Consider the following 16,211-nt stretch of genomic DNA (forward strand, 5'->3'; position numbering starts at 1 on the left):
GCGCGCGCTCCGCTCCGCGAAGACGACGCGCCGTCGCTACGCGACGGATACATCGCGATGCTCCGCATCGCTGACACTACGTCACTCCGTGACGTAGGCCGGCCACTTCGTGGCCGGTTGAGATCCCGCTCCGCGGTCTCTCGGCGAAGTTCGCTCCGCGAACTCCTGAGGCTGGCTGCAGCGGTGAGGATGTGTCAGGCTGCTTGAGTTTGCGGGAATCACGCGGATACGGGTCGTGCTCTGCGGCGAGGGACTCTCCCTCCGAACCTGAGTGTCTCCCCTGCTGAAGTCCCCACAGTAGCACTTCCGGGGTGCTTCCTTAGTGGAATTGTGAGCAGAAAAATTACGGGATCTCTGAGAGTCCGGGGCGCTCCTCTCCGGCGGGGGCAGCGCTGGTTTCACGGAGGATGCTCTGGATCAACTGGCTTCTGCCTTCGGAAAGTTGACCGTCCTTCTGGGCGGTGCGGATCTTGCAGAGCCAGGGTCCGATCATCACGTGCTCTCCGTCGACCTCGATCCCCTCCCGGGCGCCGGGGGGACGGCCGTGCCGTTCCACGAAGGCGCGCAGCAGTGTGGCGGTCTGTTCGAAGGAGCGGCGTCTTCTGCTCTTGGGGGTGCTGGATACGGCGGAGGCGGTGGTCTTGTTCGTCGTGAGGGTGATGTGGGTGGGGGTGATGCTCAGGCGGGTCAGCAGGTGGCGTTGGTCGTCGTTGAGGGTGTTCCAGGTGGTGAGTTGGCGGTGCAGCCAGATGCCGATTTTGACGTGGCCGATGACGGTGTCGCGGCGCAGGGTGGCGGGGTCGTGTCCGGTCTGAAGGTGGCGGGCCAGGAGGTGGTACTTGCGGTGCCAGTCGGGTCCGTGCGGCAGAAGCCAGTCGGGGTCGAGGGCCGTAAGACGCGCGTGGCGGGTTTCGAGGAGCCGGCCTTTGCGGGCGAGGCCGCGTTGGTCGACGAGGAACTGGCCGCCGGGATCCTGGGCGGGGATGGCGAGGTGCCCGTGCTCGGCATGGAAGGCCTCGACGAGGGTCATGTTGCCCTCGAAGGCAGCCTCGTTCTCGTCCCAGATCATGCCGAGGGACTCGAGTTCGGCAATCCAGTCCGCGGTCAGGGTGCCTCGGCGGTGGGCAGTGCGCTGGCCGGCGATGAAAGCTCCCAGGCGGTAGCCGTAGGCGTCGGTGTAGTCGACCGGAACCCTCAGGTGGCCGTGTTCGGTGTGGTAGCGGAGGGCGGCGGCCAGGCCCGCGCGGCGGGGTGCAGAGAGGACCGCGCCGGTGGAGGGCCAGGCCAGTAGGTCCATCGCTTGGGCGATCGCCTGGGGGTCGAGGGTGAAGTCGAAACGGAACCGGCGGGTGATCAGGCGGTGGGTGGCACTGTCCAGGCGGTGCGTGGTGATCTTGCGCGGGGCGCGGGCCGCGATGGTCTGGTCGTGGTGGCGCAGCGCTGCGGTGATCAGCCAGAGGGCCTCGTAGGGCGTGTCAAGGAGGTCGGTGGGGTCGGAGTCGGGTGGGGTGTAGGCGGGGATGACCAGGCTCGCGGTCTTCACCTCGACGGTGGGGGGTTTGCGCAGGGCGCGGCCCAGGGCCTGGACGATCCGGCGCACGCTCTCGGTGCGGGAGGCAAACACGATCGCGTCGACGGCCGGCAGGTCGATCCCCTCGGACAGGACCTGGGCGTTGGTGATCACAGCGCGGTCGGCGTTCGCGAACTGGTCGAGGAGTTTCGCGCGCTGATCAGGTGTGTGGTTGCCGTTGATAGACGAGACGGACAGGGTGCCGGCCCAGGAGGGGCGCTGCTCGGGTGGGAGGGTGCGCAGGGTGTGGCCGAACTGGCGGGCGAAGTCCGCGGCGTCCGCGACCTGCTGGAAGTAGACGATCACATGCTTGAGATCGTGCTCGGTCATCGCTTTGAGGACCGCCAGGTGCAGGGCGGTCGTCCGGCGCGTGGTCGGGGCGAATCCGGTGTGCGCGCCATCGGGGTCGGTCAGGACCGTGCGCAGGTCGGTGTCGGTGATGGTGGGGACCAGGAGTTGGTAGTCGGCCAGGACGCCGTCCTCGATCGCAGCCGCGTGGGTGTAGGTGTGCAGACGGGGGCCGAAAACCTTCGGATCGTCCATCGAGGCGATCAGGGACGGGGACTCCCACGCCGGTACGCTCGACGCGGTCCGCTTCGGGCGCGGGCGGGCATCCGGGGCCTCAGCCAGGCGCGGCGCCTCCCACTCATACGGCGTGGCAGTCAGATACAGGCGGCGCTCCGCGCGGATCCGGGAGGAGTCGTGGACCATCGTCCATTCCTTGTCCCAACTGCCCGCGGTGCGGTGCGCCTCATCCACGATCGCGAGATCGAAGACCGGAGCCGGGAAGACGGAGTGCTGGATCTCCTCGATCCGCCGGAGCGAGTCGAGGGTCACGAACACGGTCGCCGGCTCGTTCTTCTTGGCACGCTGGGCCAGCCAGTACGCCAGATACTCCCCCGACCCCGTACTGCTCGCGCCTGCCTCGGCCAACACGGGATGCCTGTCCGCGTTGAGCGACGACACCGCCATCAACGACTCGGTCCTGCCGTCTGTGCGGGCCGTTGCCGCCCACTGCGCGATCAGATCCCTGGAGGGCACTACCACCAGCAGGAACTGGATGCCGAGAGCCTCGGCCGTCCGCAGCGCGATCAATGTCTTGCCCGTTCCGCACGCGGAGACCATGTGCCCGCGGCTCCCGGGCTTCCTCAGACCGCGTACCCCACTGTCCACCGCCGCCTGCTGATCCGCGCGCAGCGTACGGCGGACAGACGCGAAGGTGCCGGCCTCGGGCGTGCAGGTGTCCGGGACGACAGAGCTGGGGTCGATGGCCATCAGGTGGGTCCTCGGGAGCATCTGCGGAAGGTTCGCAGGGGTGGGGCGGGCGGGTGTCACTGGTAGAGGAAGTCGGTCCACCACACCTGGAATCCGTCGACCAGAGCGACAGCATTGTCTGCCACCTGACGGCGCTGAGCGGTTTCATACGTGGCATACACAGCATCGAAGGCCAGCCCGGGATTGTGGTATTCCGCGGCGAGTCGGCAGAAGAGGGGTGAGGGGCGGAAGACGGTTGTCGCCGCCTCGTCTTCGTCCACCAGCTCCGCGGGAAGCCCGCCGTACATCTCAGAGGCGATATGGCAGGCCCAGTTGACCAGCTTGCGCGTCGCGGTCGCATCGGCCGCGACGCGGTCGAGGAGCAGCGGGCGGCAGTTGGGATCAGGGCATTCGTCCACCGTCGCATAGAACAGCTGGTCCAGCAGAGCGGTGTCGGCCTTCGTCGCGAGGTGCGAGTGCAACTCGGACGGCGGCACGAACGTGCGCTGCCGACGGCGGACCGTCGCCGCAGTGTGCACATGGCCAGTGCCGATCACGACTTTCTCCACGGCATCCTCCAACAGGCTCATTTCCCGGCATCACCGTTCATCGTCGCGCGCCCTGGATGCGCGGCGGCCGTAGAACAACGAACACGCCGCACAGCGGTAGATCTTCTAGTACGGAGGGAGCCGCCCGCTCCTCCGCCCTGCGGCACCTCACCGAGGCCACCGCGCCCCTTCTTCGACCGCACGTCCGGCTTCGTTGTATGACATGCGCAGGCGGATGCCTCAGGGCGATGCAGGACCGGGCTGAGGCTGGGCGGGCACTGGTTGGCTGGCCGCGGGCGTGGCGGTCTGTTCGGCGAGTTTGCGATAGCCCGTCGCGGTGAGAGCACGCCAGACACGGTAGAAGCCGAAGGCGGTCGCCAGGCCGAAGACGGTGGTGGCGCAGAGGATGAGCAGGCGGTGCTCGAAGGAGTAGCGCAGCATGGCTAGGACCGCGGTGAGGGTCAGGGCCAGGGTGTTAAGGGCCCATCCGCGGCAGATCCGCATGCGGGAGCGTGCGTAGTCCGCCCGTGCTGCCAAGACCGGGAAGTCGGCCAGGCGCGAGCGTGCTTGGGCGTACGCGGTGTTGGAGGGGAAGAAGCGGGTGCGCAGCCGACGGCGGTGCGGCGTGAGGGCAGTATCGGCCGCCCGGTCGATGAGGATGCCCAGGGCGTAGGCGGCGGCGAGCGCTACGCCTGCCACCGCGGACGAGCCCGCTAGGGGGGCGATTTTGGCCGTGGTAGCTGGGCCGATCAGAGCAACGAGGAGGAGCACGGCTGCGGTGAGCGCGCCGATGCCGACCACGAGGACCTCGATGAACATCGCGGTGGCGGCCGCGAGAGCCGGGGGCTCGGGCTGTGTTGGGCCCGTCATAGGGAGACTCCCCAGATCTGGGCCATGTCGGTGATCATACTGTCCGGTAGCTCGCTGTTCTTCCAGGCGATGTGCAGGTCGAAGCGGGAACGGATCTGGGATAGCCGTTCAAAGATGATCAGGCTTTCTGGTTGGCTGGCCAGCAGGTAGCGGCCGTGCTTGAGGAAGAGGGCGCTGGTGGGTCCGTACTCGGTGTAGGCACGTTCGAGACGCTCGCGGAAGCGTTCGGTGAACTGGGTGAGTTGCTCGCTGTAGGCGGTGGTGTCGTCGATGGTCTGGGAGAGGGTGTCGATGACTTCGTGGGACAGGTCGGTGCTGTAGGGGTGGTCAGTGAAGGTGCGGTAGATCTGTTCGGCCGTGTTGAGGAGGTGGTTGCTGTGTGCAAGGTCAGGGTGCTGTGCCATGGCTTCTACCCCCCGTTCGACCTCGAGGTCGAATAGTTCGACCAGGGCAATCAGACGGTACAGCGAGCGTCTGACATCGGGGGGTGGGGTGACGCCGGGCTTATACAGGAGCTTGTGGGACATGCGTGACCACAAGTCGACTGCCTCGGTGCGTAGTTGGATCTCACAGTCGTACGGGTTGCCGTCGGGGTCTTCTTCCCCGCCGACCATGACGGCTTGCACGTGCAGGCGGGGGTAACGCAGGCGGTCCTCGTCGCCGGGAGTGTCCCGGTCGTCCTCTACCCACCGGACGTCGAGGCAGTCTTTGATCATTTCTAGGGCGGGGTCGAGCAGACCTCTGTGGGGCACGATGACGCGTACGCCGGCCTTGTCGGTGATCTCCTTCCAGGGGTCGGTGTAGCCCTTGCGGTACATCTTCGTGTTGAAGCTGCTGACCTCCTTGGCGCGGGCGGTCACCTCGCAGGCGATCCCGCGGAGGGCGGTGTGATGCTCCAGGTGTGCCTTGGTCGCCTCGGCTGCCTTTTCGATGCGGGGTCGTTCGTGTTGATAGCGCTGGAAGGCCTCATCGGCGCTCAGGGGCACGGCTGACCCAGCCAAGCGTTGGGGAGGGTGCCGCGGAACATCACGCCCGGGCCGGTGGGAGCGCGTGTCCGTTGTGGGCAGGCGTGGCTTGTTTGGGGAGGGCGCGGATTGTCTCGAATCCAGGAAGTGTCTCGGCCTGGGTGGGCAGCTCAGGGCGCTGAGTGGGTGGTTTGGGAGGGCGGCCCGCTGCTGCTCCGCTGCTGGTCTTGGTGATGGTCGAGGTGACTGTCACTGTCGTCCGGCCGTCGCCGAGGTCCTCTACTTGGATAGTTCCGTCCTGCATGGCTTCTACCGGGGCGACGAGGAAGGCACCGTTGGACAGGTCCACCCGCATCTTCTGGAGCCTGTTACTGATGAGTTCGGTGTTCTTCTCGAAGGTGCCGATAGGGACGTCGTTTTCGGCGAGGAATGCGGCAAGGTCGGCCTGGTGCGCGTCGCGCAAGTGGGTGCGGATAAACTCCGTGGGGTCCAGTGTCGGGGTAGGGCTCTGGAGTTCCACCATAGTGGCCAGGACGTAGTTCATACGGGTGTCTGAGTCCGTGCAGCGGCTGTTGACCCAGTTCATCGCGGTGTCATGGAAGCGGCGGGTCAGTTCCCTGGGGTCGTTTTGATGCCGACAGCCCAGGAACTTCTCGAGGAAGAAGCGGGCAACGTCCTTGCCCGATGTCTGGGGGTCTGCAGCCCATCCCTGAAGCCCTGATTCAGCCAGCCCCTCTTCGGAGAAGAGGGCTACTTTGTACACCTTGGATTTCTGGGTGAGCAGGAGGTCATCGAGGTACTGCATGGCGAAGGTGCGCAGGCCGTCGGTGACGATCTCGTTGGTCTGCATGCCGGTCTCGTGCTCGAGTTTGACCATCAGCAGCGCCTGCTGGCTGTCCAGGCGTGCGGAGGCGACCAAGAGAAGCCCGGCCGGATTGTTTCCTCCTTGGCTATCGCGCAGTGCGTGTGCCAGCTCCCCGGAGACTTGGACGAGGTCCTGTTCAGCGCCAAGGAAGGCGCGGACCGCGTCGGGCAGGGGGGACTTGAGTTCCGGGTCCTCAATGACCTCGCGCCCCAGACGGGCGAAGACGTCACGCAGTTTGCCCTGGAGTTCGTAGCGCACGTCTTCGTCTAGGCGGCAGAACGTCTGGCTGAGCTGGAGTGGAAAGAGCTCCTCGCCTTGAGCGCGCCTGGGCACTACGTGGACGATGGCCTGGTCCACGACGAGGTCCCCGAAGTCGGTCCGCACTGCCCACCCCACGCATCCCGCCCGCACCCCCGTAGGCCGGACGCCGTCTCGCCAGACCCAGTCCGGAGCGGAGCCAGCCCCGTCCCGTGGCGTACGTCTGTGCGACATCACCTGGCCCGGGGCAGGGCAGGCCCGTTCTGGGCCTGTCCGTGTCACGTGCCACCAATCGTGCCGCTCATCGTAACGGAGCGTACGAAGGCCATGGCAGGGATACCGGGAGTGGTGGCTGAACTTCGCCGGTGCGATGAAGCGTGCCGACGGCTTGGTACTCGTACGCCGCCCTCCGACGTGTCCACTTGCGGCCGTGCATGATTTCCTTCGGTTCCAGGGGTGGCGTCGCACATGCGCTGGCGCCGGTTGTAGGGGGGTTGGAAGTGACGCATGCACCGCAGGACATCGTCGACCTGCCGCGCAGGATGAAGCATCTGGCGGTCGATCGTCGCGGCTATCCAGTGATCGCAACGGTGGACCGTGGCCCGCAGAAGGTGGACTTCGGATCCATCAGCGAGCGGCGGAAGCTGGCCTTGGCCGCGTTCGACTGGTGTGCGGTGTGCGGGCTGCCCTTTGGTGACGAACTGCGCTGGCAGATGGTCTTCCAGGAGGGACCGCTGCCTGCGACGGTCATCAGCGGCGAGGCACCGGTGCACGAGGTCTGCGCACTGTATGCGGCACAGGTATGCCCGTATCTGTTCTCGCCTCGCTCACGGCTGGGAGACGAGGCCCGCAAAGGCATGATGCGCGATGCCGTGGTGCGGTTCGCGGGATTCGAATCGACCCACGCGGTGTTCGCCCATGAGTCGGGACTGCAGCCCGGCGTCTACACGCTGCACTTCGAGCACCGTGGCCAGGCGGATGAGTTCTCCTACCGCAAGGCCGGCGAGATCCGAGAACGGTTCGCCGAGGCCTTGGCGCGTGAACAGGAGCTGCCCGTCAGCAACTGGGAGAACGTGCTCGTGCGGCTGTTCAACCGGATCGACGACGGGGGCGAGGGAGATGTGGTCACGGGCGCGGCACTCGCTGCGGGGGCGGCCTTCGCCAAGGACATCTTCAAACTGCAGGGGCTGAAGGCCTTCCGGGGCAAGAGCTACCCCACCGTTGCCGGACTGCTGTTGAAGGGGACCGAGCAGGAGATCCGCGAGTTCTCCGCTGCTTCGCAGGACGAGGCTTTCAGCGCGGTCGGCCCCTGGATACTCGAACGTGCCGGGAGCTTTCCCGTTCCGCTGCAACGCTGGCGCAGCCGCGGGCAGGGCATGGTCAGCCACAGCCGGCCTCAGGTGCCGGACGGCCCCGGACGCAGCGTCGCCAGGAACGCGCCCTGCCCGTGCGGGTCAGGGCGCAAGGCCCGCCGATGCCACCCCGCGGGAAGCCCCGCCAACTGACAGTGCCTTCAGGGGGAAGGACGGACACGGTGCCAGTGCGCCAGGTACTCCCCCGTGCGCCTACGCGCACCGCTCCCCATGTCGGCGGGCTGCGGATGTTTGCCAGGGTCGAAGAAGGGAGGGCCGTCAGCGGCTCGCAGCGGCCGTCCGCACGGACTGCCGCTGCCCACTTGCCGATCACCAGGCTCGGTGCCGCCGCCAGCAGGTGGTTGGCTCCGGGGGCTTCGGCTGGACACGGCGTGGTGTGATATCGCGGCGCAACTCGGAACAGAGGGCGGTGTAGCAGAAGCAGGGCTCCTGCTACACCTCGGTAGGCCGCCGACGGCAAAGTGCTGGTGGGTGGTGCTTTGCGTCTCGTGGAGCACGGTTGTTATTCCGGTTCGTGGGAGATCTGTCAGTGGTGTCCTTCAGACTGGGAAGCCCTGTACGCGTGGGGAGCGGACGAGGCGAGGGGCGGTATGGATCAATCGCGACAGTGGTGGCGGAGCGTTCTGTCCAGCGACTGGACTGTGTTCGCTCTGCCCGAGGATCTGGTGCGGGAACGCTATACGGCCCTGTTGGCTGCGTTGGAGGAATTGTCTACCCGCGGCCCGATGTGGACACCGGCTCAGATTCTCGATCAACTGCGCACCGTGGGTTACCACGATGGGCTGGCCGAGGAGCAGTTACTGTCGTCGCTTGAGCAACTGGCCAAGTGGGAGCTCGCCAAGCCGTTCAGGGACTATGCGGCACCGGTGCGCAACTATCGCGGGGTGATCTCGCGGCAGGAGGCCTGGGCGTTGACGCTGCGGGGCCGGGCGCTGGTAGCCGCCGTACGGGCAGCGGTGCTGGACTCCCGTCGTGCACTGCAGCTGCCGAGCCGGCTGCTGGACGGTGTCGAGCAGACGGTCCGCCGGATGCTGGAGCATTTCAAGAGTGATCCTGGGCTGCTGACGGGTGATCTCGATGATGTGCGGACCCGGATCGACGAACTCCAACGCGTGACGGCCGACTTCTACGGTGCACTGGCGCAGATGGTCCAGTCCGATGTCACTGACGACGACGTGTTCGGCAAGAACCGGGACCGGGTGCTCGAGGCGCTGCGGCAGTTCCCGCGGGAGTACGGGCGGGCGCTGCGGCGGGTGGGGGACGCGCTGGCTGCGTTGCGGGAGGTGGGCCACGGTCCGGTCGTGGAAACCGCGGCCGCGCACGCGGGGCTGGTGGATCCGGCCGAGCAGCAGCACTGGGTGGACGAGCGGATGCGTCGCTTGGCCGACTTGGAGGCGTGGTTCACGCCTGACGGGACGGTTTACCGGTTGATCGCTTCGGCGACTGGTGCTGTGCACACGCTCCTGATCGCGATCGACCGGCGGTATGCGGCCAGGAGGCGGGGGGCGGATCTGGGGGCTGACTTCCGCTCTGTGGCGCGTAGCTTGTACCGGCAGGGCGGCGAGGAGCAGGCGCGGCGTGTGTACGGGGCGGCGTTCGGGGACTGGCCGGCGTGGCACGCGCAGGTCGGGCCAGCCGAGGAGGACGTGGCGCATGCGACGGTGGCGGCAGCCGGGCTCACGGTGCACCGCATAGAGGTGACGCTGCGTGAGCATGAGCGGGTGGGAAGGCCTGGGGGCAGGCCCCGGAAACTGGCGGACACTACCGTGGACCGGGAGGACGCGCTGGCGCGGGCACGCGAGGAGGCGCAGCTGCGCCGCCGGTTTGCCCGGGTGCTGGTGACGCCTGGAGAGGTGGGGCTGGAGCATTTCGCGGGGTTGGCCGCGGATGCTTCGGTGATCTTGCTGCGGGCGGTGGAGGCGGCGCTGCAGGAGTTCGACCCTGCGCTGGGGTTCGGGTCTGCGGTGGCCGAAGGAGCCAACGTCGTGGTGCGGGTACGGCCGGGAGTGGCGGACCGGCAGGTCCGGGTGGAGTTGGCCGAAGGGGTGCTGACCGGCCCGGATCTGCGTATCCGTGTCGATGCGAGCGAGCGGGCCGACGAAGCGATCGCGCGGGGGGCGGCATGAGCGGCGAGGTGCTGGAGGCCGATCTGCGGGATGCGGCCCGGATGCTGTTGGATCGAGGACGGCTTCGGGCCGAGGCAGAGCCGGAGCTGTACCGGGCAGCTGTGAAGGGGCAGGCCGCGCTGGCGGGGCTGTTCCGGTCGGAGCTGGGCTGGACGTTCGAGGTGCTGGAGGTGGCGCAGCTGGTCCGGCTACACAAGCGGCGTGTGGATGTCCCTGGTGACCGGGGGCCTTCGGTGGTCCGCGGCGGGGGTCGTCCGGTGCTGCTGTCGCAGGAGGCGCTGGTGCTGGTGTGTCTGGTGTGTGAGCAGTTGTGGCGGCGTCCGCGGTTGAGCGTGCGGGAGTTGATGCAGGCGCTCGCGCAGGTATGCGCGGAGGAGGCCGCCTCGGGTGGGCTGCCGCGGTTGCAGTGGGTGGCCGGGGAGGGGACGTCGAAGCAGGAGGCCCGCTGGCACCGGCAGAATCTGGTGGACGCGTTGCAGGTGCTGGAAGCCGAGGGATCGGTGGAGGCGGACTCCGACCTGGAGCGCGTCGTGGTGGACGAGGACGCTGACCTTGTGGTGACGGCTTCTAGGGACCGGTTGGCGGCGCGGTTCTCGTCGCTGTCCCCCGCGCTGCTCGGCTTGGACGCGCTGCCCCCGCAGGAGCACGCGGCGGCGTTGTCGACCGCTTCGTTGCTCGACCCGGCAGCACCGGAGCCGGACCAGGTGGCGTCGGTGGAGGAACGGCGGCTACAGGCGCTGCGGCGGCTGGTGGACGACCCGGGCGTGGATCCCTTCGACGAGCAGACACCGGGGACGGCGTATCTGCACACGCTGGCCGGCAGGGAGCGGGGGCTGGCGCTACTGGCCGGCTTGGGGCTCGGGGTGACAGTGCGCCGGGACTGGTGGGAGGTCACCGATCCCAGTGGGCTCGGAACCGCGATGGACTTCCCCAACGGGCGGCGGATGGAGCGGCAAGCCGCGCTGGCGCTGCTGGCTCATCTGTCCGAGCGGGACCGGGCCGGTTCGGTGGTAGAGGTGGGCGACGTGGTGGGGCTGCTGGAGGAGGTACGGGCAGTGATGCCGAACTGGGCGGCCGGTTACAAGGCGCAGCTTCCCTCGCTGGCGCGGGCAGCGATCGGTGAGCTGGCGGCCGCGCGGCTGCTGGTGCCGGTGGTGGGTGAGACGGAGCAGTGGCAGGCGACGCCGGGAGTGCACCTGTGGCGGGTGCGGGTGGCGCACGCCGCCCGCGGCGCGGCCGGAGCCCGGTAGGGCGTTTGGAGACGGGTGAGGGGGACATGTGAGGATCGCCGGAAACGGGCCCGTCGGGGCCGGTGACGTCGGGCTGGGGGCGCCGGTCGCGGAGGGCCGGTGGCAGCCCACGCGGGCCGGGGTGGTGAACTCCTGGGCCTGGGCAGAGGAGGAGCTGCTGTTCGGCAACGGGTGGCTGACACTCGCGGGGCCGAACGGGTCGGGGAAGTCCTTGTCGGCGTCGATGCTGGTCACGGTGCTGCTGGACGCGGATGTGTCGCAGACCGCCTTGTCGGTGTCAGGGAAGGCGGCGGGGACGTTGCTGAGCCGACACACCGACCGGGACGAGCAGCAGGACCGCACTGGGGTGTGGTGGCTGGAGTACGGTCGGCGCGCCGATGGCGGGGCTGTGGAGTATGTGACGACCGGGTTGTGGCTGAGGGCAGTGGGCAAGGCGGTGCACCGGGTGTTCTTCCTGGCGCGGGGGCGGGTCGGGGAGCAGCTGCGGCTGCAGGTGGACCGGGAGCCGGTGCGGATCGGTGACCTTGCAGCGCAGTTGGCTGCCTGTCAGGGGCAGGCCTTCACCTCCAGCGCTTCGTCTGCGGCGTCGAACCGGGCTCGGTTGTCGGAGCATCTGCGGGTGGTCGGGGACGAGCACGACTACCGGCGGGTGGTGCGCGAGGAGTTGTTCGCGCCGCTGGACGAGGTGCAGTTCGACGCGCTGGTGGGGGTGCTGCGCAGCCTGCGCAGTGTGCGTACGGCGGAGGCGATCTCCGCGGCGGAGATGGGCCGGTTGCTGTCCAGCGCGTTGCCTGCGCTGGACGGTGAGCGGCTGACGGTGATCGCTCAGGCGATGGAGCGGATCTCTGAGCTCGAGGACCAGTTGGAGCGTGCCCGGGCGGAAGAGAAGCTGCTGCAGGGCGCGGAACGGGCGTATCGCCGGTATGTGGAGGCAGTGGCGGTGGTCGAGGCCGCCTCGCTGATCGCGGCGAACACCGGGTTCGACGCTCAGACCAGGCGGGAGCGCCAGGCGAGTGAGGAGGCGCAGCAGGCCGGGGTGCGGGAAGCCGAGGCCGTGGAGCTGCTGGCCGGGACGCGGGCCGAGATCGGGGAGTTGGAGGGGCGGAAGAACGCGGCGGAGGAGGAGCTGCGTGGGCACGCGGGCGCGGTCCTTCCGCAGCGTGAACAGCGAGCGGTCGAACTGGCCGTTGCCGCCCGCACGGCGGCCAAACGGTCGGATGAGGTCGGTGGCGAGGCTTCCCGGGCTGAGGCCGCCGCCCGGGAGTCGGCGGATGGCGTCCGGTCGGCGCAGGGCGCCGTGTCGGCGGTGTCCGGGCCCTTGCGGGTGGTGGGGGGCCGGCTGGGCGCGGATGCGGCCTTGGAGGGACTGCTCACCCTCGACGAGCGGCTGGTGACGGCCGAGGGCGCGGCAGTGGCCGCAGGCGTGGTCGACGAGGCGTGCGCGGCACCGCTGGCGTGGGTGGACACCCGGATCTCTCAGATGCGGAAGGTAGAAGCCGCGCTCGGAGACCATGCGACGGCGCAGGGAATGGAAGTCGCGGCGGCGGCCGATCTACGCGAGGCCGAAGCGGTCGAGGAAACGGACCGGGCCACGGCCGACCAGACGAGCAGGACGCGGGCGCGGGCCGAGGACACGCTGCTGGAAGAGATGCGCCAGTGGGCAGACACGGCAGTGGAGTTGCGCGGTCCCGCCCTCGAGTTGCTCGTGCGGGACAGTCGCGGCGACGGGGAGCGGTTGCCCGTCGGGAAGCTGACAGCAGGGCTCGCTCAGGTCGCGCGCGAGGCGCGGGCGAGGGTCGACGCGGCAGGGCACCACCGGCAGGCAGCTGCGGACCGTGCGGTGGCCGAGCAGGCGGCCGAGGCATGCGAGCAGGCACGCACGCTGTGGGAGCAGGAACGCGGCGCGGCCGAGCACGCCTCGCAGGCGTTGCACGGGGCACAGGAGGAGGCCCGGGAGCAGAACGCGGCCGGGAAGGAGGCCCGGGAGCAGCACCAGGAGACGCACCTGCGGCAGGTCGCACAGGCGGAGGCCGCCGTCGCGCAGGCTCAGGAGGCAGCGGACGGGGCCGGATCGGCGGCCGTGGCGGCCTGGGAACAGTGGCAGGGCCTGGTCGGCGTGTGGCGGCGTGACGCGGTACTGATTGACGTCGGCATGGTGCCGGAGCCGGCCGGGGACGGGGCCACGGTCGACGCCACGCGGACAGTCGCGCAGATCCAGGTGTCCCTGGAGCGGGCGCACGCAGCGGCCGCCGGGCGGCTCCAGCGCGTGGTGGACGCCGCCGATCAGGCGGCGGGATTCGCGCAGGAAACGGTCCGTGACCTGGAGCAGCAGCTGGAGCGGGCCCAGCAGGCGGCGCCGGTGCCACCTGCACCGCTGTGGCGCAGCCGGCAGCCCGTTGACGGCACCCCGTTGTGGGCGCTGGTGGACTTCGCCGGACACCTGACGGACGAGGCCAGAGATCGCCTCGAGGGTGCTCTGCTGGTCAGTGGCCTGCTGGACGCCCTGGTGCGTGCCGACGGGCAGGCGGTGGCAGGGGATGTGACCCTGCGACCTGGAGCTGCGGCGGCGTCGGGGGCGAGTCTGGCGGACGTACTCCGGCCCGACGCGCAGGGCCGGATCGCCCACGAGCGGGTCCACGAGCTGCTGCGGTCGATTCCCCTGGATCCGTCGGCGGGCGATCAGGTCACCATCGCGGTGGCGACCGCGGTCGCACCGGCCGGCTACCAGGCGCGGTTCATCGGGCGAAGTGCCCGCGAACGCGCCCGGCTCCGGCACGTAGCCGACCTGGAGCAGCAACTCGACCAAGCGCAGGGGGCATTGCACCGGGCACGCGAGGAGACTGCGCGTGCTCGCGCCCGGGTGAACGCCGCCGCGATGGAGCGGGACCGGTTCCCCTCCCCCGCCGGGTGGGAGCAGGCCAGCGAGAGGTGGCAGGGCCTTCTCCGGGCGCTGCAGGAGACCCGCAACCGGTCCGCTCAGGACATCCGCCTGGCCGAACGCGGGCTGGCGCAGGCACTGCGCGCCCTGGACGCGGCTGCCGCGCGGCGCCGCAGCGCGCTGGAGATGCTGGCCCAGGAGGCACGGCACACCGAACAGGTGGCGGCCGCGGCACTGGCCGCAGCCCGGACGGCTGAAGGTGTTGCACGGGAGACGGCCGGGACCGCAGCCGCCAGCCACGCCCGGTGGGAGCAGGCGAAGGAAGCCCAGACGCAGGCAGATGCCGAGCAGGCCGGTTTCCCGTCGCCGGATCAGGTCCTCTCGGCCCAGCAGCAGGAGGACGACGCGACCGAGCAGCTGCAGCACTCCATCAGGCGCACGGCCGACGCACGCGAGCGGCACCGCCGGGCCGGCGAGGCCGTGCGCCAAGCGCTGCGGGCGCTGAACCGGGCAGCCGACGCGGGCGGCGGCACCGTGCTGCCCACGGATCCGAAGGCGGCCGACGCCCACCGCGAGGACACCACCTTGATGTTCCGGCAGGTCGAGGCCTGGCGGGGCGCCGCAGCGCGGGTGATCGACCTCGCGGGACGGGCACGCCAGGACGCGGCAACCGCCGAACGCTGGCGGACCCTGGCGGACGACGCCGCCCGGGAGGCAGAGCAAACCGCCGTGGATGCGGGGCGCGAGAAGGCGGCTGTCGAGGAGATGCGGCGCCTGCACGGCGCCGAGTACGAGGAGCTGCGCGCCTCGCTGCAGGAGGTCACCGGTGCGCTCGACCGCGCCCGGGCGCGGGTGGAGGAGCTGCAGCGCGCCAAGGAAGAGGCTGCTGCTGACGCGGCGTCGGCCCGGGCACGGCTGGATGAGGTCGCACCGCTGCGCCAGGCGGCCGAGGAGCACCGCGATACCTGCCTTATCCAGTTGGGCCGGCTCGTCGACGAGGGCCTGGCCCTGGTCGACGAGGACATCTCCACCGGGCCGGAGGGCCGGCCCGCGAACCTGACCGCGGGACTGGCCTGGGCCAGGCACCTGCTGGCCGACCGCCCCACCGGGCCAGGCGCGGGAGTGGGGGCGGACCGGCTCGCCGCAGCGTCCCGAGCCCGGGACGCTGCGCTGAAGACCCTCGAGGGCGCCGCCCGCACCGCCAACAGCGCACTGGCCCGGTTCAACCGCCAGGTCATCCTCACCAACATATCGGGCACCGGTTGGCAGCGTGCCGAGGTCGCCGACCCGGCCGCCGCTCGCGGCCAGGACCTGCGCGCAGCGGTGGAGGCACTGCGCGCGGCAGTCGCCCAGCTGGAGCAAGACCTGCGCGCCGACATCAAGAAGGCCATCAAGACCAGCATGTTCGCCCAGCTGCAGCGCGACGTTCAGGTCCGCCAGGATCTCGCACAGCAACTGGTGCAGCAGATCGGCCAGACCCTGGCGGACGTGCGTACTGGGGTGGCCCGGGTGGGCGTGAAGGTCGAGTGGTCGGTACGCAAGGACGCGGACGCGAAGGCCATGGTGGAGCTGGTGAAAAGTCCCCCCTCGGACGAGATGTTCGAGCGGATGTATGACGTGCTGCGGCAGCGGATGGACGAGTCCGTCGGGGACACGTGGGCGGACCGGGTCGCGCACACCTTCGACTACCGGGCCTGGCACGAGTGGACGATCTCGGTGACACACTCCTCGTTCAGCGACGGGGACGGTGACCGCTTCAAGGAGGTCAAGCCGCGCGGCATGAACCCGCTGGAGACGCTGTCGACCGGGGAACGGCGCCTGGCCACGATGCTGCCCCTGCTGGCGGCCGCGTGGTCGATGTACAGCGGGGAGTACCGCGGGCCGCGGCTGCTGTCGATCGACGAACTGGACGCGGCGTTCGACGACGCGAACCTTCGGCAGATGCTGGGACTGCTGCGCCGGTGGGAGTTCGACGTGCTGGCGACCGCGCCCTCGATGACCCCGGTGATCAAGAAAGAGGCCGGGCAGGTCGTCATCCACCAGGTCATCACCAGCGGGAAGCACCGTGTGACGGTGCCGTGGCTGTGGCAGGGCCACGGGGAGGCGCAGCCGCTGACGCTGGACCTCGGCCTGGGCTTCGACGGCGGGATGGCCAACTGATGGGCACGACATGGGAATGGGTCGCGGGCGATGAGGCGCTGGCCCCACTGTGGGCCGCCGTGCACGACCGGCTGTGCGCCGGGACGGATCCTGC

9 protein-coding genes are annotated in these 16,211 nt (G+C 69.4%); 4 read left to right on the forward strand and 5 right to left on the reverse strand.

All coding sequences use genetic code 11. From position 1 onward, the window contains the following. Positions 1-343: 343 nt before the first annotated feature. The 5 genes from BGP73_RS21375 to BGP73_RS21395 form a co-directional block, all read right to left on the reverse strand. Entirely contained in the window at positions 344-2,866 is a 2,523-nt protein-coding gene (locus BGP73_RS21375) for a DEAD/DEAH box helicase (protein ID WP_244501309.1), read from the reverse strand. A 35-nt stretch (positions 2,867-2,901) separates the two neighbouring features. Next, on the reverse strand, positions 2,902-3,414 hold the full coding sequence (locus tag BGP73_RS21380) for a hypothetical protein (RefSeq protein ID WP_069817456.1): 513 nt from the start codon (positions 3,412-3,414) through the stop codon (positions 2,902-2,904). A gap of 198 nt (positions 3,415-3,612) precedes the next feature. Next, the gene (locus tag BGP73_RS21385) at positions 3,613-4,242 is read right to left on the reverse strand and encodes a hypothetical protein (RefSeq protein ID WP_107474106.1); all 630 of its coding nucleotides are present in this window, start codon (positions 4,240-4,242) and stop codon (positions 3,613-3,615) included. Beyond that, entirely contained in the window at positions 4,239-5,228 is a 990-nt protein-coding gene (locus tag BGP73_RS21390) for a hypothetical protein (RefSeq protein ID WP_069817458.1), read from the reverse strand. The genes BGP73_RS21385 and BGP73_RS21390 overlap by 4 nt, the downstream gene beginning before the upstream one ends. Before the next feature lie 40 nt (positions 5,229-5,268). Further along, positions 5,269-6,429, reverse strand: a complete 1,161-nt coding sequence (locus BGP73_RS21395) for a nucleoid-associated protein (protein WP_244501310.1) — start codon at positions 6,427-6,429, stop codon at positions 5,269-5,271. 401 nt (positions 6,430-6,830) lie between these two features. Between BGP73_RS21395 and BGP73_RS21400 the strand changes: the two genes are divergently transcribed. The 4 genes from BGP73_RS21400 (at position 6,831) to BGP73_RS21415 (ending at position 16,117) form a co-directional block, all read left to right on the forward strand. After that, a complete protein-coding gene (locus tag BGP73_RS21400; RefSeq protein ID WP_170837911.1) occupies positions 6,831-7,835 on the forward strand; it encodes a YecA/YgfB family protein in 1,005 nt (334 codons plus the stop codon). 509 nt (positions 7,836-8,344) lie between these two features. Beyond that, a complete protein-coding gene (locus BGP73_RS21405) occupies positions 8,345-9,829 on the forward strand; it encodes a DUF2397 family protein (protein ID WP_212732830.1) in 1,485 nt (494 codons plus the stop codon). Beyond that, positions 9,826-11,079, forward strand: a complete 1,254-nt coding sequence (locus tag BGP73_RS21410) for a DUF2398 family protein (protein ID WP_069817466.1) — start codon at positions 9,826-9,828, stop codon at positions 11,077-11,079. Before BGP73_RS21405 ends, BGP73_RS21410 begins: the two co-directional genes overlap by 4 nt. Positions 11,080-11,107: 28 nt before the next feature. Further along, positions 11,108-16,117, forward strand: a complete 5,010-nt coding sequence (locus BGP73_RS21415) for an SbcC/MukB-like Walker B domain-containing protein (RefSeq protein ID WP_069817468.1) — start codon at positions 11,108-11,110, stop codon at positions 16,115-16,117. Positions 16,118-16,211 lie beyond the last annotated feature (94 nt).

The organism is Streptomyces sp. TP-A0874 (assembly GCF_001748085.1).
In the GTDB taxonomy this organism is placed as follows: Bacteria; Actinomycetota; Actinomycetes; order Streptomycetales; family Streptomycetaceae; genus Streptomyces.